23 protein-coding genes and 1 riboswitch are annotated in these 22,339 nt (G+C 73.6%); of the genes, 11 read left to right on the top strand and 12 right to left on the bottom strand.

Annotated elements, in window-relative coordinates; genetic code table 11:
- Position 1: 1 nt before the first annotated feature.
- Together QUV83_RS01065 and serC are read right to left on the bottom strand one after the other, a co-directional pair.
- Positions 2 to 1,312, bottom strand: coding sequence for an MFS transporter (locus QUV83_RS01065; protein WP_289561770.1), 1,311 nt, complete (start codon positions 1,310 to 1,312; stop codon positions 2 to 4).
- The gene (gene serC, locus QUV83_RS01060; RefSeq protein ID WP_289561769.1) at positions 1,305 to 2,447 is read right to left on the bottom strand and encodes a phosphoserine transaminase; all 1,143 of its coding nucleotides are present in this window, start codon (positions 2,445 to 2,447) and stop codon (positions 1,305 to 1,307) included. Before serC ends, QUV83_RS01065 begins: the two co-directional genes overlap by 8 nt.
- A 96-nt stretch (positions 2,448 to 2,543) precedes the next feature.
- Here serC and QUV83_RS01055 point away from each other — a divergent pair, with 96 nt between their 5' ends.
- The 4 genes from QUV83_RS01055 (at position 2,544) to QUV83_RS01040 (ending at position 6,203) form a co-directional block, all read left to right on the top strand.
- Positions 2,544 to 3,233, top strand: a complete 690-nt coding sequence (locus QUV83_RS01055) for a metal-dependent transcriptional regulator (protein WP_289561767.1) — start codon at positions 2,544 to 2,546, stop codon at positions 3,231 to 3,233.
- A 265-nt stretch (positions 3,234 to 3,498) separates the two neighbouring features.
- A riboswitch (cyclic di-AMP (ydaO/yuaA leader) is annotated at positions 3,499 to 3,690 on the top strand.
- A 2-nt stretch (positions 3,691 to 3,692) separates the two neighbouring features.
- The gene (locus QUV83_RS01050; RefSeq protein WP_289561765.1) at positions 3,693 to 4,460 is read left to right on the top strand and encodes a C40 family peptidase; all 768 of its coding nucleotides are present in this window, start codon (positions 3,693 to 3,695) and stop codon (positions 4,458 to 4,460) included.
- A 186-nt stretch (positions 4,461 to 4,646) separates the two neighbouring features.
- Positions 4,647 to 5,147, top strand: a complete 501-nt coding sequence (locus QUV83_RS01045) for an HNH endonuclease (protein ID WP_289562126.1) — start codon at positions 4,647 to 4,649, stop codon at positions 5,145 to 5,147.
- A gap of 105 nt (positions 5,148 to 5,252) precedes the next feature.
- Entirely contained in the window at positions 5,253 to 6,203 is a 951-nt protein-coding gene (locus QUV83_RS01040; RefSeq protein ID WP_289561763.1) for a universal stress protein, read from the top strand.
- A 16-nt stretch (positions 6,204 to 6,219) separates the two neighbouring features.
- Here QUV83_RS01040 and QUV83_RS01035 read toward each other — a convergent pair whose 3' ends face one another.
- Complete coding sequence (locus QUV83_RS01035) at positions 6,220 to 6,708, bottom strand: Lrp/AsnC family transcriptional regulator (protein WP_289561761.1); 489 nt, start codon at positions 6,706 to 6,708, stop codon at positions 6,220 to 6,222.
- A 147-nt stretch (positions 6,709 to 6,855) separates the two neighbouring features.
- On the opposite strand from QUV83_RS01035, the gene QUV83_RS01030 reads away from it, so the two are divergent.
- A complete protein-coding gene (locus tag QUV83_RS01030) occupies positions 6,856 to 8,082 on the top strand; it encodes a CAP domain-containing protein (protein ID WP_289561759.1) in 1,227 nt (408 codons plus the stop codon).
- A 9-nt stretch (positions 8,083 to 8,091) separates the two neighbouring features.
- Here the strand turns inward: QUV83_RS01030 and rocD are convergent, their stop codons facing one another.
- The 4 genes from rocD to QUV83_RS01010 form a co-directional block, all read right to left on the bottom strand.
- Complete coding sequence (gene rocD / locus QUV83_RS01025) at positions 8,092 to 9,321, bottom strand: ornithine--oxo-acid transaminase (protein ID WP_289561758.1); 1,230 nt, start codon at positions 9,319 to 9,321, stop codon at positions 8,092 to 8,094.
- Complete coding sequence (ddaH, locus tag QUV83_RS01020) at positions 9,318 to 10,172, bottom strand: dimethylargininase (RefSeq protein WP_289561756.1); 855 nt, start codon at positions 10,170 to 10,172, stop codon at positions 9,318 to 9,320. The genes rocD and ddaH overlap by 4 nt, the downstream gene beginning before the upstream one ends.
- Positions 10,173 to 10,234: 62 nt before the next feature.
- A complete protein-coding gene (locus QUV83_RS01015) occupies positions 10,235 to 10,711 on the bottom strand; it encodes an MmcQ/YjbR family DNA-binding protein (RefSeq protein ID WP_289561753.1) in 477 nt (158 codons plus the stop codon).
- On the bottom strand, positions 10,708 to 11,262 hold the full coding sequence (locus tag QUV83_RS01010) for an SRPBCC family protein (protein ID WP_289561751.1): 555 nt from the start codon (positions 11,260 to 11,262) through the stop codon (positions 10,708 to 10,710). Before QUV83_RS01010 ends, QUV83_RS01015 begins: the two co-directional genes overlap by 4 nt.
- A 55-nt stretch (positions 11,263 to 11,317) precedes the next feature.
- Here QUV83_RS01010 and QUV83_RS01005 point away from each other — a divergent pair, with 55 nt between their 5' ends.
- Positions 11,318 to 12,310, top strand: a complete 993-nt coding sequence (locus QUV83_RS01005; protein ID WP_289561749.1) for an aldo/keto reductase — start codon at positions 11,318 to 11,320, stop codon at positions 12,308 to 12,310.
- An 86-nt stretch (positions 12,311 to 12,396) separates the two neighbouring features.
- On the opposite strand, the gene QUV83_RS01000 is transcribed toward QUV83_RS01005, so the two are convergent.
- The 5 genes from QUV83_RS01000 to QUV83_RS00980 are packed head-to-tail and all read right to left on the bottom strand — an operon-like array spanning position 12,397 to position 16,203.
- Entirely contained in the window at positions 12,397 to 13,218 is an 822-nt protein-coding gene (locus tag QUV83_RS01000) for a hypothetical protein (RefSeq protein ID WP_289561747.1), read from the bottom strand.
- Positions 13,215 to 13,673, bottom strand: coding sequence for an OsmC family protein (locus QUV83_RS00995; protein ID WP_289561745.1), 459 nt, complete (start codon positions 13,671 to 13,673; stop codon positions 13,215 to 13,217). Before QUV83_RS00995 ends, QUV83_RS01000 begins: the two co-directional genes overlap by 4 nt.
- Positions 13,674 to 13,718: 45 nt before the next feature.
- Positions 13,719 to 14,309 carry a TetR/AcrR family transcriptional regulator gene (locus tag QUV83_RS00990; RefSeq protein ID WP_289561742.1) on the bottom strand — a complete coding sequence of 197 codons (591 nt, stop codon included), beginning with the start codon at positions 14,307 to 14,309 and terminating at the stop codon, positions 13,719 to 13,721.
- Positions 14,310 to 14,326: 17 nt separating this feature from the next.
- Positions 14,327 to 15,076 (bottom strand): ABC transporter ATP-binding protein, encoded by a 750-nt coding sequence (locus QUV83_RS00985; RefSeq protein WP_289561740.1) that lies wholly within the window; start codon positions 15,074 to 15,076, stop codon positions 14,327 to 14,329.
- Positions 15,073 to 16,203: an ABC transporter permease gene (locus QUV83_RS00980; protein WP_289561738.1), complete on the bottom strand. Its 1,131-nt coding sequence runs from the start codon at positions 16,201 to 16,203 to the stop codon at positions 15,073 to 15,075. Before QUV83_RS00980 ends, QUV83_RS00985 begins: the two co-directional genes overlap by 4 nt.
- Positions 16,204 to 16,652: 449 nt before the next feature.
- Here QUV83_RS00980 and QUV83_RS00975 point away from each other — a divergent pair, with 449 nt between their 5' ends.
- The 5 genes from QUV83_RS00975 to QUV83_RS00955 all read left to right on the top strand — a co-directional run bounded on the left by QUV83_RS00975 (position 16,653) and on the right by QUV83_RS00955 (position 22,216).
- A complete protein-coding gene (locus tag QUV83_RS00975; RefSeq protein WP_289561736.1) occupies positions 16,653 to 17,543 on the top strand; it encodes a MetQ/NlpA family ABC transporter substrate-binding protein in 891 nt (296 codons plus the stop codon).
- Between the two features lie 67 nt (positions 17,544 to 17,610).
- On the top strand, positions 17,611 to 18,642 hold the full coding sequence (locus QUV83_RS00970; protein ID WP_289561734.1) for a methionine ABC transporter ATP-binding protein: 1,032 nt from the start codon (positions 17,611 to 17,613) through the stop codon (positions 18,640 to 18,642).
- Positions 18,639 to 19,301: a methionine ABC transporter permease gene (locus QUV83_RS00965; RefSeq protein ID WP_289561732.1), complete on the top strand. Its 663-nt coding sequence runs from the start codon at positions 18,639 to 18,641 to the stop codon at positions 19,299 to 19,301. Before QUV83_RS00970 ends, QUV83_RS00965 begins: the two co-directional genes overlap by 4 nt.
- 196 nt (positions 19,302 to 19,497) lie before the next feature.
- A complete protein-coding gene (gene aztD / locus QUV83_RS00960; RefSeq protein WP_289561730.1) occupies positions 19,498 to 20,781 on the top strand; it encodes a zinc metallochaperone AztD in 1,284 nt (427 codons plus the stop codon).
- A gap of 205 nt (positions 20,782 to 20,986) precedes the next feature.
- On the top strand, positions 20,987 to 22,216 hold the full coding sequence (locus QUV83_RS00955) for a serine hydrolase domain-containing protein (protein WP_289561728.1): 1,230 nt from the start codon (positions 20,987 to 20,989) through the stop codon (positions 22,214 to 22,216).
- Positions 22,217 to 22,339: the final 123 nt, after the last annotated feature.

Below are 22,339 nucleotides of genomic sequence, written 5' to 3'. Positions count from 1 at the left end.
GCTACAGCAGTGCGATCCCCGGGGTGCGGCGGGCCGATCGGCGGGCCAACGCCACGCCTCCCGCAGCCACCGCGAGCAGCACCGGCACCAGCGTGAACGCCAGATGCGGGCCCACCTGGTCGGCGAGCGCGCCGAGCAGCAGCGGCGCCGCGGCGATGGCGGCGCCCGCCGCGACAGTCGAGCGGGACTGGGCCATGTCGGGCCGCCCCTCGGAGGCCGCCATCGTCGAGGCGATCATCAGCGGGTAGTGGGCGCCGTATCCGAGGCCTGCGAGGATCAGGCCCGCCAGCCCGACGGCGGGGCTCGTCGCCGTCCAGAACAGCAGCCAGCCGGCCCCCGCCACCGCGAATGACGCGAGCAGCAGGCTCACCGTCGAGAACCGCAGCGCGAGCCGGCCCACCGCGAACCGGGAGGCGGCCATCCCCGCGATCAGGCCGGACACCGCGCCGGAGGCGAGCCCCGCGCTGGCGCCCGTCTGATCCCGGAGCAGGTCGGAGGCCCAGAACGTGGTGGCGTTCTCCACCCCGATCACGCACACCAGCGCGACCCAGAACAACCAGAACGCGGGGGAGAAGCCGCGGCGGCGGGGCTCGGCGGGCAGGTGGGCGACGACGATGCCCTGCTGCGCGGCCTCATCCGCGGCCGGCTGGTCGTCGGACTGGCTGGCGTCGTCCGGCTGGCCGTCGCCCGCGCCGTGCCCGGGCCGCCCGAGGGCTCCTGTGGCGGTGAAGCGGTACATGGCGCCGCCCACCACGATCGCGAGCACAGCGGTGAGGGCCACCGACGGACGCCACCCGACCCCGAGGGCCACGGATAGCCCCAGGGCGAGCGGGGCGAGCAGGCCGACCAGGGCGCCCGTCCCGTTCGCCTCGGTGAGCGCCGAGGCGCCCGCCGGGCCTTGGTGCACGCTCAGCGCGGGCTGGAAGCCCGAGATGCACAGCGAGCCGCCCAGCGCGGTGATCGCGGCGGCGGGCAGGGTCTGGGCGAGCGTGTGCCCGGTGGTGAGCAGCGCCACGCCGACGATGACGATGCCGGGGCCGATCAGCAGCACCGCGCGGCGGCCCAGGCGATGCGCGAGCCGGGCGCTCACCGTCCCGGCGAGCACGGTGCCGACGGCCATGAACGTGCCGTGCAGGCCGGCCTCGGCCCGCGAGATGCCCAGGTCCGCCGCGATCAGCGGGATGGCGGGCGTGAAGCTGTAGAGGTACCAGCCCCACATCACCGAGTACCCGTAGAGGGTCAGGGTGAGGCGGTCCCGGACGAGCCGGGCGGGCGCAGCGCGCTCGAGGCCAGCAGCCCCGCGGTCAGGCAATGCGGTCGACCACGTGGTCGACGCAGGCGGTCAGCGCGCGCACGTCATCCGGGTCGACCGCGGGGTACATGGCCACGCGGAGCTGGTTGCGGCCCAGCTTGCGGTACGGCTCGACGTCCACCACGCCGTTGGCGCGCAGCACGCGGGTGACCGTCGGCGCGTCGATGCCCTCGGCCAAGTCGATCGTGCCGACCACGTCGGAGCGGTGCGCGGGGTCGGCCACGAACGGCGTGGCCCACTCGCGCGCCTCGGCCCAGCCGTACAGGGCCGCGGCGGACGCGGCGGTGCGCTGCGTGGCCCAGTCCAGGCCGCCCTGCGCGAGGATCCACCCGATCTGCTCGGCCATGAGCACCAGCGTCGCGATCGCGGGGGTGTTGAGCGTCTGGTCCAGGCGGGAGTTCGCCAGCGCGGTGCTGAGCGACAGCGACTCGGGCACCCAGCGGCCGCTGGCCTCGATCGTGGCGGCCCGCTCGATCGCGTCGGGCGACAGCACCGCGAGCCAGAGCCCGCCGTCGGAGGCGAAGCCCTTCTGCGGCGCGAAGTAATAGGCGTCGGTCTGCGACACGTCCACCGGCAGCCCGGCCGCGCCGGACGTGCCGTCCACCAGCATCAACGCGCCCTGCTCACGCGAGCCCTCGACCCGCCGCACCGGCGCCGCGACCCCGGTGGACGTCTCGTTGTGGGGGTACGCGTAGACGTCGACGCCATCCTCGAGCTCGGGGAGCACGAGCTCGCCGCCAGGCGCGGTGCGGACCGTGGGCGCGCCGAGGAACGGGGCGCGGGCCGTGGCCTGCGCGAACTTGGCGCCGAACTCGCCGAAGCTCGCGTGCTGCGCGCGGTCGCGCACCAGGCAGAAGGTGGCGAGGTCCCAGAACAGGGTGGAGCCGCCGTTGCCGAGCGCCACCTCGTAGCCGTCGGGCAGGGCGAACAACTCGGAGACGCCGGCGCGGACCCGGCGCACGATGGCGCGCACCGGCTCCTGGCGGTGCGAGGTGCCCAGCACCGTCGTGCCCAGCGCCGCGAGGGCGTCCACCTGCGCGGACCGCACCTTGCTGGGCCCGGAGCCGAAACGGCCGTCCTTCGGCAGGAGGTCGGAGGGGATGGTGATCTGCGGGATCTCGCGGGCCTGTGACACACGCAGAGGATAAGGCGTGCAGGTCAGGAACCGCACGGACCACGCCTAGGACCAACTAGCCTAGGGTCGCGAGACTTGCGAATGAGAGGGAGTGCCGTGAGCGACCTGATCGACACGACCGAGATGTACCTGAAGACGATCTACGAGCTCACCGAAGAGGGCATCACCCCTCTGCGCGCCCGGATCGCCGAGCGGCTCGGGCACAGCGGGCCCACCGTCTCGCAGACAGTCGCCCGGATGGAGCGTGACGGCCTGCTGGTGGTCAGCGGGGACCGGCACCTCGAGCTCACCGAGACGGGCATGGGCAAGGCCGTGCGGGTGATGCGCAAGCACCGCCTCGCCGAGCGCCTGCTCACCGACGTGATCGGACTCGACTGGGAGTTCGTGCACGAGGAGGCCTGCCGCTGGGAGCACGTGATGAGCGAGCGCGTCGAGCGCCGGCTCGCGGCGTTGCTCGACCACCCGCACTTCGACCCCTACGGCAACCCGATCCCCGGGCTGGCGGAGCTGGGCGAGGAGAGCACGTCAGTGGGCTTCCTCGACGGGGTCGCGTCATTGGCCGCCCCCGGATCCGGCAGCGGCAAGGCTGTCGTGGCGCGGCTCGCCGAGCCCCTGCAGACCGATGTGGAGCTGCTCGCGCGGCTCGCGCAGGCGGGAGTCGTGCCCGGCGGGGAGATCAACATCGAGCGCAGCCCCGGCGTCGTCACCGTCGGACGCCCCGACGCCGAGATGGTGCTGGACCTGCCCGACGAGGTCGCCCGGCACGTCTTCGTGCGCGTCGGATAGTTGGCGAGACGCGCCCAGGGGTGTGACTCCGGCGTGACGCCGGCCACACGTCCGGGTGACGCCCGCCACGGCGCGCTCAGCCCGGCCGGGTCTGGCGCCCCTGGCGTCGGCGCAGGTCAGCGCCCCTCCATCTGACGGCCCCGTGCGATGTCGCACGGGGCCGCGGTATTGCACGGCCCAGCAGATCGTGACCGGAGCGTGACACGGCACCGGGTCTGCTGTACGTTCAGTCCTGCTTCAAGGAACCCTCCTCCCTTTGAAGCCCTCGAGCGGAACGCCGAACCCTGCCGCCGCACGAGGTCCGTACAACTTCGCCGGCAGGGGCGGGGGACCCACGTAGTGGGCGCTGAACTCTGGCGCCCTTGGGGTGAAGCCGAGGGATGGAAACTCATCCACCGGCCGGGTGTTCTCCCACCCGAACCCGACAGCTCACCTCGTAGGCGACAGGAGAGGCACTTCGTGACCGTGAGCTCGAACCGCGCCCGCCATCGTGCTGCGCGCCGTCCCGTGACACCCCTGACTGATCTGGCCCATGCAGCCACCGAGTCCATAGGCGTCGTCGGACGCCGGACCGCTGTCGTCGCCGCCACTTCTGGCCTCGTCGTCACCATGCTGGGCACCAGCGCCACCGCCGCGAACTCGGGCACCGCCGCCGGTTCGCTTCCCGCCGTCGACACGTCGGCCCTCACCGCCTCGGCGCGCGCGGTCCTCGAGACCGCCCCGGTCGTCACCGCCCCTGTGGACGCCGCATGGTCCTTCGACGCGCCTGCTGTCGAGGTCGTGGAGCCCGTCGTGGCCCCCACGCGTGCCGCTACCCGGGCCGCCGCCACCCAGGCCGTCTCGCGCACGACGGAGCGCGCAGCGGTCGCTGCCAGCGCCGTCCCGCAGTCGGTCTCCGGCAACGCGGTCCTCGAGATCGCCGCGCTGTACGTCGGCGTCCCGTACGTCTCCGGCGGCGCCACCCCCGACGGCTTCGACTGCTCGGGCTTCGTGTCCTACGTCTACGGGCAGCTCGGCATCTCGCTGCCCCGCACGTCGGCTGGCATCAAGGCCGCCGCGACGGTCATCTCGCGTGACGAGGCGCGGGCCGGCGACCTGATCTGGAGCCCCGGCCACATCTCGATCTACGCCGGTGGCGACCAGCAGATCGACTCGCCCCGCCCGGGCAAGACGGTCCAGTTCCGCTCCATCTGGCAGAGCGCGCCGGTCTTCCTCCGCGTCGGCTGACCTGATCCGCATGAAGGGCCCCGGTGACCTGAGTCACCGGGGCCCTTCGGCGTCTCCACCCGGCCGAGCGCGCAGAAACGCTGGGTGTGCCGGGGGCAGCCGCGTACGCTGGTCGCGCTTGCACCTCCCCCTCGGGGCTCCGGCAGCCAGCCGGGTCCCACACCGGGCCTAGGAGTCGCCGTGCTGATGCCCGTACCGCGCCGGACCCTGCTGCTGAACGCCAGCATGGAGCCCCTGTGCGTGGTGAGCCTGCGGCGGGCCGTCAGCCTGGTGATGTCCGGCAAGGCCACGATCCTCGAGTCGGACGGGCGGCTGCTGCACTCCGAGCGCACTGTGCTCCCCGCCCCGGTGGTGCTGTGCCTGACCCGCTACGTGCACGTGCCCGTGCGGCGCCCGCAGCCGCCCACGCGCCGCACCGTGCTGCAGCGCGACTCCTACCGCTGCGCGTACTGCGGCGGCGCGGCTGACACCGTGGACCATGTGCACCCCCGGTCGCGCGGCGGGCTGCACGAGTGGGCCAACGTGGTCGCCGCTTGCGCCCGGTGCAACCATCGCAAGGCGGACCGGCTGCTCGCCGAGCTGGGATGGGAGCTGGCCTACGTGCCGCGCACCCCGCGTGGCACGTCGGCGCTCGTCGCGGGCGTCCTCGCGATGGAGCCAGCCTGGTCGGCCTACCTCGTCGCCTGAGTGTCAAGGATTCCTCAAGGGCGACTCCAGGATCTCCCCGCGGAAGGTGCGCTGAGGGCATGGTCTGAGGCACACTTGCCGCGTGAGCCAGAGGAGGCTGGAACCATGAAGCACGAGGCCACGGTGATGGTGGGGGTGGACGGCTCAGCGGCGAGCCTCCACGCCCTGGACTGGGCTGCCGCGGAGGCGCGCGTCCGCGGGCACGCCCTGCGGATCGTCTGCTCGTACTCGGTGCCGTCGTTCACGGCGGCGTCCCTCGACGGCGGGTACGCGGCGCTGGACGACACGGCGATCCTCGAGGGCGCCCGGGCTGTGCTGCTCGAGGCGAAGGAGCGCGCGCTCTCCGGCGGCCCCCTCGACGTGACGGCGACAGTCGCCACGGGTGACGCCACGGGCGTGCTCGTGGAGATGTCCCGCGAGGTGAGCCTCGCCGTGGTCGGCACCCGCGGCCGGGGCGGTTTCGCCGACCGGCTGCTGGGGACCGTGTCCTCGGCGCTGCCAGCCCACGCCTACTGCCCGACAGTCGTGGTGCCGCTCCGTGGCGCCGACGGCAAGCCGGTCGCCGACGACTCGCCGCTGCCCCAGGTGCGGCCCGTGCGGCGCATCGTGGTCGGCATCGACGGGTCCCCCCAGGCCGACCTCGCGCTGCGCCGGGCCATCGCCGAGGCGCGCGCCTGGGACGCCGAGCTGGTCGCCGTGGCCGGGGTGCCCGTGGGCGCCGGCACGGGGATCCTCGCCTGGATGCCCGCGACGATCGACCACGAGCAGCTGCTCGCCGACGCCACCGAGGGCCTGAACGTCGTGGTGGACCGGGCGTTGGGGGACAACCCCGACGTGCAGGTGCGACGGGTCGTGCTGGACGGGACGGGCGCCGAGCTGCTCACCGAGTTCTCCTCGGCGAGCGACCTCGTGGTGGTCGGCTCGCGGGGCCGCGGCGGGTTCGCCGGGCTGCTGCTGGGCTCGACGAGCCAGGCGGTGCTGCACCACGCGCAGTGCCCGGTGATGGTCGTGACGAACCGCTGCAAGGAGCTGGACGAGCCGGACGCCTCAGCCTGACCGCTGGGCGCCCTGGTCAGTCGGCCAGGGCGGGTGGCACCTCGGGGCGCCGCACCAACGCCGAGAGCACGATGGTGGAACGGGTGCGGGCCACGAACGGCTCCGCCGCGAGCCGCTCGACGACGCGCTCCAGGTGGCGCATATCCCGCGCCCGCACCTGCACCATCAGGTCCACATCGCCGGTGACGGTGCTGGCCGAGACGACCTCGGGGTAGCGCTCGACGGCCGTCTGCATGGTCGCGGGGCTTGTGGAGCCGTGGCAGAAGAGCTCGATGAACGCCTCCGTGGACCAGCCGAGCGCGGCGGGGTCGAGGCGGACGGTGAACCCCCGGACGACTCCGCGTGCCCGGAGCCGGTCCACGCGGCGCTTGACCGCCGGCGCGGATAGCGACACGACGGCGCCGATCTCGGCGTAGCTCGCACGGGCGTCCATCGAGAGCTCGCGCAGGATCGCCTCGTCGAGGCCGTCGAGGGCGTCGGCCCGCGTTCCGGAGTCGTGGTGCACCCGCCCATGATGTCCCAGATGTGGCGGGCGCCCAGGCAGGTGGGACATCGCGGGCACAGGTTGCTCCCAGCGGCTTCAGAAGTTTCTCCCGGTTGCCGATGCTCTCGGGGTCGAGGAAAGTCGTGCACGACACGAGGGGGCTCACTGATGGCGACAGTCCGGCACAAGCACCAGCGGCGGCTCGAGACCGTTCCGACGCAGCGGCAGGGAAGTGGGACCGCGCAGGTCAGCGCACCGGCCGTCGAGTCGCGTCCCGCGTCCTTCGTCCCGGCGCCCCAGCTCGAGCCGCTGCCGCCTGAGACGGCCGCGCTGCTGCTGCCCGACCTCGCCGGCCTCTTCGTCCCGAGCGCCGAGCCGCCCGCCGCGCCGCCCCAGACTGAGACGCCCGGCCCTCGCCGCGCGGCACGGTCTGCCGCGCGTCCGGGCCGGCCCACCACCGTGGCGGTGAGCGTCAGCGTCGTGGTGATCCTCGCGGCGCTGACCACTGGCACCGTCGTGAGGCTGCAACAGGAGGCCCGCGCAGCCGAGCTGGCCCGGGTGCAGGAGCGCGTGGCGCGCGTCGTGTCCGAGCAGCGGGCCGACGCCGAGTTCTTCCAGCAGAGCAGCGCCGCCGTCGCCCAAGCCGGCATCGCCGCCGCGCACGCCGCGCAGGGCGCAGCAGCCCTGCAGGCGCATGCGCAGGCCCAGACGGTGCTCGACGCGAACGCCCAGGCCGGGGATGCGCCCCGGGCCGCCCTGCAGGAGGCGATGGACACCACCGCCGCCATGGCGGCAGCCCTCGGGCAAGGCACGAGCCCGAGGGATCTGCGCGGGTCCGTCGCGGCGCTGGCCGCCCCGCAGCAGGCGGTCGTCGAGGCGCAGGCCCAGTGGCAGGCCGCCGAGGACGCGCGCATCGCCGCCGAGCAGGCCGCCGCGGCCGAGGCGGCTGCGGCCGCTGAGCGCAAGGCCCGTGCCTCGACGTCGAAGGCCACGCCGCGCAGCAGCCGAGCCGCCGCCGCGCCCGCGACGTCGTCCGCCGGAGCCGAGGCCCCGGCGGCGGCACAGGTCGCCGGCATCGAGGCCTATGGCATCCAGTCCATCGGGGACGCGCTCAACGCGCACCGGGCGAACAACGGCCTGCCCGCGCTGAGCATCTCGGGCTCGTCGACGCTGAGCGCGCACGCCACGGCGATGGCCTCCGAGTGGCGCATCTGGCACGGCGGCAACGACTCGATCGTCGGCTGGGTGCAGCCCGCGAGCTCCAGCGCGATGATCAACGCCTACGCCAACTCCTCATCCCACAACGCGTGGATGCTGAAGAGCGACATCAGCCGGATGTCCATCGGCGCCGTGGTGCGCGACGGGCGCCTGTTCACCGCGATCAAGCTCAGCTGAGCGGGCGCCTCAGCACAGGGCCTGGCCCAGCCGGTCCAGGGCCAGGTCGAGGTCCTGCTCGTCGATCGTGATCGGCGGGGCCAGGCGGATGGTCGAGCCGTGGGTGTCCTTGGCGAGGACGCCCCGCTCGAGGAGGCGCTCGCACAGCTCGCGGCCGGTCAGGTGGCCGGGGTCCACGTCGATGCCCGCCCAGAGGCCGACTCCGCGGCTCCGCTCGATCAGCCCGGCGCTGGCCATCGTGGCCAGGCGGGAGTGCAGATGGGCGCCGAGGGCGCGGGCGCGAGCCTGCATCGTGCCGCCCTCCAGCAGCTCGACGACGGCGAGCCCGACCGCGCACGCGAGCGGGTTGCCCCCGAAGGTCGAGCCGTGCGTGCCGGGGGAGAGCACCTCGAGGACGTCCTCGCGGCCCACGACGGCGCTGACCGGCACGATCCCGCCGCCGAGGGCCTTGCCCAGGGTCATCAGATCGGGCTGCACGTCCCACAGCTCGCAGGCGAACGTCGTTCCGGTGCGGCCGAGGCCCGACTGGATCTCGTCGGCGATGAGCAGCACGCCGGCGTCGTCGCAGATGGCGCGGACTGCGGGCAGGTAGTCGGGCGGCGGCACGACGACGCCCTGCTCGCCCTGCACCGGCTCGAGCAGCACCGCGACGGTCGTCTCGTCGACGGCGGCGCGCAGGGCCTCGGCATCGGCGTAGGGCACGACCTTGAAGCCCGGGGTGAACGGGCCGAAGCCGTCCCGGGCCTGGTCGTCCGTGGAGAACGACACGATGGTGGTGGTGCGGCCGTGGAAGTTGCCGTCCGCCACGATGATCGTGGCCCGCTCCGGGGCGACGCCGCGCACGTCGTACCCCCACTTGCGGGCGGCCTTGATCGCCGTCTCGACGGCCTCCGCCCCGGTGTTCATGGGCAGCACCAGCGGCTCGTCCCCCCGCACCGCGGGCGCGGCGAGGCGGGCCAGGGCATCGGCGAACGGCTCGAGGAGGTCGTGGCCGAAGGCCCGCGACGACAGCGTGAGGCGGTCGAGCTGCGCATGCGCCGCGGCGACGAGCGCGGGGTGCCGGTGGCCGAAGTTCAGCGACGAGTAGCCCGCGAGCATGTCGATGTAGGCGCGCCCGCGCACGTCCCGCGCCCACGCGCCGGAGGCCCAGGCGAGCTGGACCGGCAGCGGCGCGTAGTTGGGCGCCAGGCGGCTGCGGTGGGCGTCGGCGTCCACGTCGGCGCCCGCGGTGGCGGTCATGGCACGTCGCGGATCTCGAGCGTGCAGCACTTGGCGCCGCCGCCGCCCTTGAGCAGCTCGCTGGTGTCCACGGGGATGGTGGTGTAGCCGCGTTCGCGCAGCGCGGGCGCCAGGTCCACGGCGCCGGGCGCCACGACCACGTGCTTCCCGTCGCTGACGGCGTTGAGCCCCAGTGCCGCGGCGTCCCGGTCGGTGGCGTGCAGCGCGTCGGGGAACAGCTCGCGGAGCGTCTCCTGCGACTCGGCGGAGAACGCCGGCGGGTAGTAGGCGACCTGCGGGTCCGCCGGGTCGCTCTGCAGCACGGCCAGCGCCGTGTCGAGGTGGTAGTAGCGCGCGTCGACGAGCTCCAGGGACACCACCCGGCGCCCGGTGACCTGCGCGAGCTCGGCGTGGGCGGAGCGGTCCGTGCGGAAGCCGGTGCCGGCGAGGATCAGGTCGCCCACGGGGAGGATGTCGCCCTCGCCCTCGTTGACCTCGGCGGCGGTGTGCGTGACGAAGCCCCGGTCGGCGAACCACTTCTGGTAGGCCGGGCCCTCGGGGGCGCGCTCGGGGTGCCGGAACCGGGCTGAGTACACGATGCCGTCGACGATGAGGGCGCCGTTGGCGGCGTAGACCATGTCGGGCAGGCCGGGGATGGGGTCGATCGTCTCGACGGTGTGGCCGAGGTCCAGGTACACGTCGCGCAGCGTGCGCCACTGGCGCAGGGCGAGGTCGGTGTCGGTGTGCCGGGTCGAGTCCATCCACGGGTTGATCTCGTAGGAGACGGTGTAGTGCACCGGCTCGCACATGAGGTAACGGCGCCGGGTGGCGGCGCGCGGGGTGGGCTGCTCGGTGACCGGGCTCACGGGCATGAATGCTCCTTCAGAAGGGCAGGAGGGTGGAGTCGCGTCATCGGGACGGGGCCGTATCGAGCCTACGAGCCGTTCGGAGGCGAAATCGACAGGTCATGTTGTGTTCTGGGAGGCAATCGTTGCGTCGAAGGGCCGTCAACCGGCGATTCGTTGTGCAGGCCCGACGGGCGGGCGTCGAGCGCGCGCAGCATCCGGCGCAGCGCCACCTGCCGGTACGAGTCGTCGAGCAGCTCGGCGACCTCCTCCCAATCCACCGGCGCCGCGTCCAGGTCCAGCGCCAGCCAGCCCGCCGGGCCGTAGTACGGCGGGGAGGAGAACCGCGCATCGCCCAGCAGCGCGGCGCGCTCGTCCTCGTCGGGGCGCAGCACCAGGCCGCGCGGGCTCACGTGCGTGCCGAAGACCGCGAACATCCGGCGGCCGGCGCGGAACGTCGGACGCCCCCACGACTCCACCTCGGACGACTCCGGGAAGCCGGCCGCGAGGAGCCGCACCTGCGCGAGGCACGGGTCGTGGTCGTCGTACATCCGCGGATGCGTCATCGTCCCGGCCCTCGCGCTGGCGACGGCGCCCGCGGCGGCGATGGCGTCGAGGCTCGGAGCTCGCGCGCGACCCGGGCCAGCGCGAGGGCCAGCATGCCCCGCAGCACGGGCGCCACCAGGGCGGCGGCGGGCACAAGCCCGGCCAGCCACACCCGCTCGGACCACGTCACCCGGCTGTGCCCGGGCCCGGCGGCCGCCACCACGATCCGCGCCGAGCCGCGCAGGATCGGGCCGAGCTTGGTGAGCACCGCGACCCCCGGCGAGCCAGTCGCCGCGTCCGGCGGGTCCAGCCGGTCGATGCGCATCCGGTCCACCAGCCCCGGGGCGCCGCGTCGGGCGAGCGGGCCCGACACCGCCGTCACGTGCGCGCCCACGCGAGGCGGCCCGGGCGGGACCTCCACCCGCGTCATCGGGATCCAGCGGACGTGGTGCCGCAGGTCCACCAGCAGCGCGAACGCCTCGGCGGCGGGCAGCGGGAGCACTCGGGCCACCGCCACCTCGCGGCCGGCGGGCTCGCGGGCGGCATTCGCTCTGACCTGCGCAGACGACATGCCAGGCCTCCCGGCGTGTGCTGGATCACGTCCTCCTCACGGTAGCGTCACGGGCATGGAGACGCGTGTGCTGGGACGGACGGGCAGGTCGGTCGGGGTTGTGGGCCTGGGCTGCTGGCAGCTGGGCGGGGACTGGGGAGAGGTGGCCGACGACGACGCCTTGGCGGTGCTCGACGCCGCAGTCGCCAGCGGCGTGACCTTCCTCGACACCGCTGACGTGTACGGGGACGGGCGCAGCGAGCGGCTGATCGGCCGGTTCCTCGCCGAGCGGGGCGACCAGGCCCAGGGGCTGACCGTCGCCACCAAGATGGGCCGGCGGGCCGACCCGCATGTGGCTGGCGCGTACACGCTCGACGCGTTCCGCGGCTGGGCCGACCGCTCGCGCGAGAACCTCGGGGTGGACACCCTCGACCTGGTGCAGCTGCACTGCCCGCCCACCGAGGTCTTCGGCCGCGACAGCGTGTACGACGCGCTGGACGAGCTCGTCGCGGACAAGGCCATCGCCGCCTACGGGGTCTCGGTGGAGACCGTCGACGAGGCGCTGACCGCCATCGCGCGCCCGAACGTCGCGTCCGTGCAGATCATCCTCAACGTGTTCCGTCGTAAGCCCCTCGAGGCCGTGCTCCCCGCCGCCGTCGAGGCGGGCGTCGGGATCATCGCGCGCGTGCCCCTGGCGAGCGGCCTGCTGTCCGGCCGGTACGACGAGAGCACGACGTTCGCCGCCACCGACCACCGCACGTTCAACCGCCACGGCGAGTCCTTCGACGTGGGCGAGACGTTCGCCGGCGTGCCGTTCGAGGTCGGCGTCCTCGCGGCGCGCGAGGTCGCAGCGCGCACCCCCGACGGCGCCACCACCGCGCAGCTCGCCCTGCGCTGGATCCTGGACCAGGAGGGCGTCTCCGTGGTGATCCCCGGGGCGCGCAACGCCGAGCAGGCGCGGGGCAACGCGGCAGCAGCGGACCTGGCGCCGCTGGACGAGGTCACCTCGGCCGAGCTCGAGCGGATCTACGACACCTCGGTGCGCGCGCACGTCCACGACCGCTGGTGATCAGCCGCGTGTGACCTGTGCCTGAGGGCGGGTGACCGGCGGGGCAGACGCCCAGCCGCGGCGCCCGCCCTCAGCTGTGCCCACCTTCAGCTCTGCCCGCCGCCGATCTGCCCGCCGCCCATCGGCTCGCGGCCGATCTGCCCGGGTGGCACCAGGCCGCCGACGCCCTCGATGACCTGGGGGAACCGCTCGGGGGCGGGGCCGAAGGCCAGCCGCGCGCCCTGCACCACGGGCTTGCCGAGCGCGCGGGCGCCCGCGACGCCCACCGCGGCGCCGATGCCGAAGGGCAGCAGCCGCCCGAACGCGAGCCCGCCCTGCCGGGCCGCCTGCGAGCGCACCAGCCGCCGGGTGAGCGTCGAGTTCACCTTGCGGATCGTCGACGTGGGCATGCGGGTGAGCAGCGCCCGGGCGAAGTGCGCCGAGCCGATCTGCGCGGAGTCGGTGACGATCTTCGCGCCGCTCTCGCCCAGCACCGTGGCCAGGAGCAGCGCGCGACGGCGCTCGGCGTCCTGCACCTCGATGCCGTGCACGCTGGCCACGGCCAGGGAGAACGCCGCCGACGCGGCGAAGAACGTCGCCACGTCGCTGGCCGTCAGCGCCATCGCCACGCCGGTGCCGACGGCTGGGGCGGCGGCCGCCACGCCCACCGCGCCGCCGGTGGCCTGCACGACGCGCATGTACTCGCGCTCCAGCAGCCACACGATCTGCTGCGGGGAGGCGTGCGGGTTGCGGCGCCGCAGGCTCTCCACATGCGCGTGGATGGTCGCCGAGGGGATCGTCACGGCCTTGTCGAGGGCCGCGTCGAGCAGCGGGGTGCGGCGCAGGTGCGGCCCGTCGGGGGCCTGCCCGGGCAGGACGACCTCGGCGCGCTCCCGGGGCGGCTTGCGGCGCGCGAGGGCCGGGGTCATCGCTCGCCCTCCACGGTGAGCTCGACGGTGGCGCCGTGGGTGAGGGTGCGGCCGACGGTGCAGTGGTTGTCGACGGCGCGGTGCACCACCGTCAGCAGCCGCTCGCGCTGCGCCGCGTCGAGGCTGCTGAGGTCCACCACCAGGCGCTCGGTCAGCACGGGGTAGCGGTCCTCGTCGGGGTCGCTCGGTCCCTCGACCTCGACGGTCACCGCGACGTCATCGCCCAGCCGGTGGGCCAGGGCGGTGTCGGCGCTCATGCCGGTGCAGCCGGCGAGGGCGATCTTCAGCAGCTCCCCGGGGGTGAAGACGGCGCCGGCCTCGACGGGGCCGATCAGCACCTCGGCGCCGCGCGAGCTGCGACCGGTGTAGGTGCGCCGCCCGGTGCGCTCGACCCAGAGCTCGGCCGGAGCGGAGGTGGGCGAGGGGGTGGTCTGCGATGCCTGGTCCGTGGTCATCCCGCGATCCTGCCACCTACGGCTTGGACGGGCACGGGCGCCAGGTCAGGAGCCGCGGGGCTGGCTCCGCACGAACGGCTCGAGCAGCTCGCGCGCGCGGTCATGCGCGTCGGCGGCGTCGTGGCCCGTCTCGATGAGCCGGCTGGCGGTGAGCACCACGCCGTTGACCAGCTCCGCTGTGACCCGCGGATCGGGCGTCCCGAGGTCGTTGAGCACGGCGACCAGGGGCAGCAGCAGCGCGTCGTGCATCTCCCGGCTGCTGCGGGCCAGGGCGTCCCCCGGCGCGATCTCCGTGAGGGCCCGCGCCACGGCGTGCTCGCCCGACGCGACCAGGTCCAGGTTGGCGCGGACGTAGGCCAGGACCTTGTCGCCGGGGTCGCCCGCGGCGTCCATGGCCTGCTGCACGGTGGCCGACCAGCGGGGGAACAGCTCGGTGACGAGCGCGCCGAGCAGGTCGTCACGGGACGCGAAGTACTGGTACACGCTGGAGCGGGCGAGCCCGGCCCGGGCGCCCACGGCGGCGAGGGTGGGCGGCTGCTCCGGCCGCTCCATGAGGAGCGCGTGCGCGGCGTCGAGGAGGGCCCGGTGCTGGGCCGCGCGGTGCTCGGCCACCGTCGCCGCCTGGATCTTCGGCACGGGCCCTCCTCGTTCAGTCAGTCGTCCAGCGCCTCGGGCTCCCGGGTGGGCGCCGCCGAGAGGGAGCCGTCGACCATCTCGAGCACGCGGTCGCAGTGGAGCAGGATGTCATGGTCGTGCGTGACCATCACAGTCGCGACGCCGGCCTGGCGTGTCTCGCGGGCCAGCAGCTCGACGATCTCCTGGCTGCGCGCGCGGTCCAGGGCGGATGTCGGCTCGTCGACCAGCAGCAGCGACGGGCCGCACACCAGGGCGCGGGCGATGCCGACGCGCTGGCGCTCCCCGCCGGAGAGCTCATGCGGGCGCCTCCGGAGCTTGTCGGCCAGGCCGACCTCGGCGAGCAGCTCGCGGGGGTCGCGCGCGGGCTTGCCGCCGCGCATGTGCAGGGCGAGGCGCAGCTGGTCCTCCGCGGTGAGCGCGGGCACCAGGTTCCCGGACTGGAACACGAAGCCGATGTGCTCGAGGCGGAACCGGGTGCGCTCGCGGTCCCGCATCGCCCCCAGGTCGTGGCCGTCGATCAGCACCGAGCCCGCGTCGGGCGTGGTGAGGGCGCCGGCCACGGCGAGCAGGCTCGACTTCCCGGAGCCGGACGGCCCCACCACGGCGACGAGCTCGCCGGGGGCCACCGTCAGGGACACGCGGTCGAGTGCGGTGACGGTGCCGTCGCCGTCGCCGACGGTGAGCGTCACGTCGGCCAGCACGAGCCCGCGCTGCTTGGCCGTGGGGTGGCTGGTGGCGCCTGAGGCGCGGGTGTCGGTGCTGGTCATCGCTGTCCTCCGAGTGCCTTGAGCGGGTCGACCGTGGCGATGCGGGCGATCGCGAACGCGGCGCCGATCAGTCCCAGGCCGATGAGCAGGATGAACGCCAGCCCGATGGCCGGCGCCTCCAGCGCGAAGGGCATCGGGGTGCTGGCGAGCAGCGCCCCGCTGCCCACGCCGATCGCCACGCCGACGAGCGTGGAGGCCAGCAGCACGATGAGCGCCTGTGCCAGGCCGTCCCGCAGGAGGTACCCGGTGGAGCCGCCCATGGCGCGCAGCACGGCGAGCTCGGGTCGGCGCTGGATGGTCCACACGGTGAAGAACGCGCCGACGACGAGCGCCGAGATCGCGTAGAGGAACACCTGGATGAGCATCAGCGTCGAGGTCTCCGCCGTGTAGCCGGGGGAGGAGCCGAAGGACTCGACGAGGGTCTTGCTCGAGGTCCCGACGGCGGAGTCGCCTGCGGCCAGGTCGATGCTCTGGCCGTCGGCGGCCTGCAGCGCGATCGCGCTGGCCTCGGTGTACGCGTCCGGGCGGACCTCCTCGCCTGCGGCTGCGCCGGAGTGGATCTCCTGCCAGGTCGTCAGGGGCAGGTAGGCGACGTCGACATGGCCGAAGGTGTGCTGGTTGCCGGTGCTGCCGATGATCGTCAGCTCCAGGCCGACGCGGTCGATGGTGACGGTGTCGCCGATCGCGAGCCCGTCGTCCAGGACGGTCTGGCTGACGACGATGCCGTGGGGGGCGCCCAGGCCCTGGCCCTCGGCGGCGGCGGGCTCGAGGAATGAGCCGGGCTGGACGCCGAACAGCGCGAGGTCGACGGGGACGTCGGTGGAGCTGTGCGCGTTGACGAGCATGGAGCCGAGCGGCGCGGCGGCGGCCACGTCGGGGCGGTCTGCCCAGGCGTCGACCTGGCTGAGGTCGACGATGCTCCGCGAGAAGGCGGAGTCGGTCTTGGTGCCCTCGGCGAAGGCGAAGGCATCGGCTGGCTGGGCCTTGAGCCCGGAGACGCCGTCGTTCACCAGCCCGGAGGAGAGCCCGGAGAGCATCACCATCAGCACGGCGATGAGGGCGACCACACCTCCCATCAGGCTGAAGCGCGATCGCGCGTAGTGGAGCTCGCGGAGTGCGAGGAACATCGAGAGGCCTCTCGTCGGGACGCGCCGAGCAGGTTGCCGACGCTGCGTCGGTACGATACCAACACGTTGTCGGGAACTTTCTCAAGGGGTGATTCACGCATATCACCCGGAAATCTCGCGCACTGAGACGGTTGCGCCACCAAGTGGACGTAGAGGGCGTTCGAGGAGCAGCATCCTCGCCATGAGCACCCCGCGAGGAACGCACATGTCACGGCTGGCCATGGGCCACGTCGTGATGATGTGTTGCCTGCCCCTCGCCGCGTGCCGCTGACGCCAGCGATCCACCGCTCGGCCCCCGCCGCCCCTTGAGGGCGTGCCGCACCCTCCCTCTGCCATGAAGGCGTGACGCCTGCGCCGAGGGCTCGCACTGATCCCGCACCTCCCCGCATCGCCGGGCCGCCACGCACCGTGGCGGGCGTCGGCCTGCACCCACCGGAAGGAACATCCCCATGCTCCGCACCCTCGCCCGCACCCTTGCCGCAGTCTCGGCGGTCGCCCTGCTCGCCGCCTGCTCCGGCACGAGCGACGCGGGCTCCGACGCCGGCGACGCACAGGAGGCCATCCGCATCGGCGTCGTCGGCGCCAGCGAGGACCACTGGACGGTCTTCACGGAGGCGGCAGCCGCGGAGGGCATCGAGGTCGAGCTCGTCAACTTCACCGACTACACGCAGCCCAACCCCGCGCTGTCGCAGGGGCAGCTCGACCTCAACCAGTTCCAGCACCTGCAGTACCTGGCCCAGTACAACGTGGGCACGGACGACGACCTGACGCCCATCGGCGCCACCGCCGTCTACCCGCTGGGCCTGTACTCCAAGAAGCACACCTCGATCGAGGACATCCCCGAGGGCAGCGAGGTCGCCATCCCCAACGACCCCACCAACCAGGCGCGCGCCCTGCTCGTGCTGCAGGACGCCGGGCTGGTGAAGCTCAAGAACGGCGGCAGCTCGGTGTCCATCCCCGCCGACGTGATCGCCGACGAGTCCACGGTCACGGTCACCCCCGTCGACGCCGCCCAGACGGCGGTGGCGCTGAACAGCGTCGCGGCCTCGATCATCAACAACGACTTCGTGGCCGACGCCGGGCTCTCGCCCGCTGACGCGCTCTACCAGGACAAGGCCGACAGCCCGGGGGCCCGCCCGTACATCAACATCTGGGTCGCGCGCGCCGAGGACAAGGACAACGCCACCTACCTCAAGCTCGTCGAGCTGTACCAGGGCGCCGAGGTGCAGGAGGCGCTGCTCGCCGCGTCGGGCGGCACCGCCGTCATCGCCAGCCAGGGCGGCTCCGAGCTGCAGGGCTACCTGACGGACATCCAGAAGGCCGTCGCCGCACAGGGCTGACGGGGGTCCACAGCGGCCCCCGTCAGACTGTCCCCTCACACTCCATCCCCCCAGGAGGACTCAGCGCATGAGCGCGATGATCACGTTCGAGCACGCGACGAAGGTGTTCGGCAGCGGCTCCACCGCCGTGCGCGCCGTCGACGACGTCAGCCTCGAGATCCGGCGGGGGGAGATCTTCGGCGTCATCGGCTACTCGGGCGCCGGCAAGAGCACCCTGGTGCGGCTCATCAATGCCCTCGAGCCCGTCACCTCGGGGCGGGTGGTCGTCGACGGCCACGAGGTCAGCGCCCTAGGGGAGGGCGACCTGCGCAAGGTCCGCGCGGGCATCGGGATGGTCTTCCAGCACTTCAACCTGCTCGCCTCGCGCACCGTCGCCGGGAACGTCGGCTACCCGCTGCGGGTGGCCGGCTGGTCCAAGGAGCGGCGGGTGGCCCGCGTGGCCGAGCTGCTCGAGTTCGTGGGGCTGAGCGACAAGGCGCGGCAGTTCCCCTCCCAGCTCTCCGGCGGGCAGAAACAGCGCGTCGGCATCGCCCGCGCGCTCGCGGCCGCGCCAGCGGTGCTGCTGGCCGACGAGGCCACCAGCGCCCTCGACCCCGAGACGAGCCGCGACGTCCTCGCGCTGCTGCGGCGCGTCAACCGCGAGCAGGGCGTCACCGTCGTGGTCATCACGCATGAGATGGACGTGGTGCGCAGCACCTGCGACCGGGTGGCCGTCATGGAGCACGGCCGCGTGGTGGAGGTGGGCGACGTGTACTCGGTGTTCTCCGAGCCGCAGGCCGACGCCACCCGCAGGTTCGTGGCGACGGCGCTGCACGACCGGCCCGACGAGGAGGTCCTCGCGCGGCTGCGGCACCGGCACCAGGGGCGGATCGTCACCGTCGGGGTCCGCGACGACGGCGGCTCCGGCACGCAGCTCACCCGTGAGCTGCGCGAGCACGGCGTGGACGGCTCGATCATCTACGGCGGCATCTCCGAGATCGACGAGCGGCCGTTCGGCAGCCTCACGCTGGAGCTGGTGGGCGACGATCCCGCGATCGACAGGCTGCTGGCGTCGCTGCGCCGCACCACCGACGTGGTCGAGCTGACGGAGGCACGATGAAGCTCGGCTGGGACGTCCTGCTCCCCATCCTGTGGGAGTCCCTGGGCGAGACGCTCTACATGGTGTCCGTGACGCTGCTGGTCGGCGGGTTCGCCGGGCTGCTGCTCGGGCTCGCGCTCTACACGACGCGCAAGGGCAACCTGTTCGCCAGCGGCCCCGGTTTCACGGTGCTCAACGTGCTGGTCAACATCGTGCGGCCCATCCCGTTCATCATCTTCATCACGGCGATCGGGCCGCTCACCCTCGCCGTGGTGGGCACCACGATCGGCACCCAGGCGGCCATCTTCCCGATGACGCTGATGGCCACGTTCGCCACCTCGCGCATCGTCGAGCAGAACCTCGTGGCGCTGGACCCGGGGGTGATCGAGGCGGCGCGCGCGATGGGCGCCTCGCGGCTGCGGATCGTGGCCACGGTGCTCGTGCCCGAGGCCTTGGGGCCGCTGATCCTCGGCTACACCTTCCTGTTCGTGGGCATCGTGGACATGTCCGCGATGGTGGGCGCGATCGGCGGCGGCGGGCTCGGCGACTTCGCGATCGTCTACGGCTACCAGCGCTTCAACTGGCAGGTCACGTTCATCACGGTCGTGGTGATCGTGGTGATCGTGCAGCTCGCCCAGTGGCTGGGCAACACGCTGGCGAGGCGTGTGCTGCGTCGATGACCGTGCGGCGGGCCCAGCCCGTCGCGCCGTCATGCCATCCGAACCGTCATGATGATGAGAATCATTCTCACCTCTGCTACGGTCGCTCCCGCACGCGCCGAACCGGTGCGTGGACCCGCGACCGAGAGGAGTGGGCCCAGCGCGACCCGTCGGGCGCGTGCGGCCCGACCGCGCCATGCCACCTGCACCGCGCACCATGCCCCGCCGCCGACTCGCCGCAGTCGGACTCGTCCCCACCCTCATGCTCGCCGCCGGTTGCGCCACCGGCCCCGGCGGCGCTGACGGGCCGACCGCGAGCCCGACAGCCGCGGCCCCCCAGGAGGCCACGGGCGCCACGCCGCGGCTGGTCCTCGCCTACGACGGCGGGGTGCAGGTGCTCGACGCCGCGACCCTCGACGTCGTCGCCGATCTGCCCCTCGACGGCTTCAACCGGCTCAACCCCGCCGGCGACGGCCGCCACGTGCTCATCACCACGGCGGGCGGCTTCCAGGTGCTCGACGCCGGGACCTGGGCCGACCAGCACGGCGACCACTCCCACTACTTCGTTGCCGACCCCCAGCTCACCGACGTCGTCCTCCCCGCCGAGAAGCCCGGCCACGTCGTCGCCCACAGCGGCCGCACCGCGCTGTTCGACGACGGCACAGGCGAGGTGGTCGTCTTCGACGCGGCCGACGTCGCCAAGCCCCATCGCACGGCCCGCACCGTGACGACCGCGGCCCCGCACCACGGCGTCGCCGTGGAGCTCCCCGACGGGGCCCTGGTGGTCTCCGAGGGCACAGCCGACGCGCGGACCGGCATCCAGGTGCTCGACGGGGAGGGCACCGAGGTCGCGGCCTCGGCGGCGTGCCCCGGCGTGCACGGCGAGGCGGTGGCCGCCGACGGCGCCGTGGTCATCGGCTGCGAGGACGGCGCGCTCGTCGTCACCGGCGATCTGGCCACCGGCCACGTCGTCACCAAGGTCGCCAGCCCCGACGCCTACGGCCGCATCGGCAACCAGGCGGGCGCCGAGACCTCGCCGATCGTGCTCGGCGACTACAAGTCCGACCCGGACGCCGAGCTCGAGCGCCCCACCCGCGTCTCGCTGATCGACACCCGCACCGCCCAACTGCGGCTCGTCGACCTGCCCGCCAGCTACTCGTTCCGCTCCCTCGGGCGCGGGCCGCACGGGGAGGGGCTCGTGCTCGGCTCAGACGGCGCGCTGCACGTCATCGACGTGGAGGCCGCCACGCTGACCCGGTCCATCCCGGTGATCGACCCGTGGAGCGAGCCTGAGGCCTGGCAGGAGCCGCGCCCGACGCTGTTCGTCCAGGGCGGCGCCGCGTACATCACCGACCCGCGCGACGGGACGCTGCGCGCGGTGGACCTCGAGGCCGGGGAGGTCTCGCGCGTCGTCGAGCTGACCGTCACCCCGAATGAGCTCACCGGCGTCGCGGGCCTCGCGGCGAGCACGCGGGGAGGGCACGCGCACCACGACCACTGAGACGGGCGCGGCGAGCCCCGCCTCCGCGTTGCCGCCCGCCGACCCGCGCCGCCCGCCGGCCGGGAGGTGGCGCCAGCGGTAAGGCGGAGGTGGGGCTGGCCCGACTCGGGAAGGGGCAGGGGGCGTCATAGTGGCGCCCGGTCTCCCGAACCATGCTGAACAGGCACGAAACGCCACTGTCAGCACGGCCACCCGAGGAGACCTCATGCCCCAGCAGCCAGATCCGCAGCAGTCCCGACCGCAGCAGCGCGGCCCGCGCCGTCCCACGCGCACGTCGGCGCTCGTGCTGGTGAGCGCGTTCGCCGTCGGGGCCGCGCTCGCCGTCCCCGGCGCCGCGTTCGCCGGTGACAGAGAGCGCCCGCACGGCCAGGGGAAGCCCCGGGCGGATGTCGTCCAGCAAGGGCTCGACCGGCTCGTCCGGGAGGACGGCGTCCCCGCGGCGCTGGCCAGCGTCACCGACCGCAAGGGGCGGGACCGCGACCTGGTCGCAGGCGTGGGCGACCTCGCCACCGGCGCCCGCGTGCCGGTGGACGGGCAGGTCCGCATCGGCAGCAACAGCAAGACGTTCGTCGCGGCCACCGTGCTGCAACTCGTCGGCGAGGGCGCCATCGGGCTCGACGATCCCATCGAGGCCTACCTGCCCGGCCTCGTCAGGGGAGACGGCGTCGACGGCCACGACATCACGGTGCGCGACCTGCTGCAGCACACCAGCGGGATCCGCAGCTACACCGACGGCCCCCCGTTCCTCCAGGACGGCGTCCCGGACCTGGCGGCGATCACCGACTGGTACGTCGAGCCCCACGAGCTGCTCGACCTGGCCCTGGCGATGCCGGCGTCCGGGGGAGGCAAGGCCTTCGCCTACAGCAACACGAACTACCTGCTCGCGGGCCTCATCGTGCAGAAGGCCACCGGGCGCCCGCTGGCCGAGGCCATCACCGAGCGGATCATCGAGCCCCTGGGCCTGCGCAGCACCTACGTGCCCGATCGCGGCGAGCGGGCCATCCGCGGCCCGCACCCCCACGGGTACTTCGCCGCGACGGCCGACAGCGCGCTGGTCGACGTCACCGACCTCGACTCGTCGCAAGCCTGGGCGTCGGGCGACATCGTCTCCACCCCCAGCGACCTCAATGCGTTCTTCAGCGCGCTGCTCGGCGGCAAGATCCTGCGGCCCGCCGAGCTGGCGCAGATGAAGGCCGTCATCACGCCCGACGGGCTCCCCGAGGGCTTCGGCTACGGACTGGGACTGACGTCCACCGCGCTGAGCTGCGGCGACGTCGCCTGGGGCCACGGCGGCGCGATCGCCGGCTACCTGACCGAGGGCGGGGTCACCGACAGCGGCCGAGCCGTGACGGTCGCCGTCGCCGCGCTCGACGTCGGGCAGCCCGACACCACCGCGCACCTCGCGGAGCTTGTCGACACCGCGCTGTGCTCATGACGCACCGGCGAGGGCCCTCCTGATCGAACAGGTGGCTCACAGGTTCTCCTAGGGGCGGCCCCAGACTGCTGCCCGAAGGTGGGGCAGCCGCTTGAGCGAGCGGCGACCCCTCTGGACCTGACG

The sequence above is a fragment of the Cellulomonas cellasea genome (genome assembly GCF_030372105.1).
Classification (GTDB): domain Bacteria; phylum Actinomycetota; class Actinomycetes; order Actinomycetales; family Cellulomonadaceae; genus Cellulomonas_A; species Cellulomonas_A cellasea_A.
Note: the sequence above shows the minus strand (reverse complement) of the source record. Positions and strands in the feature narration are given on the sequence as shown.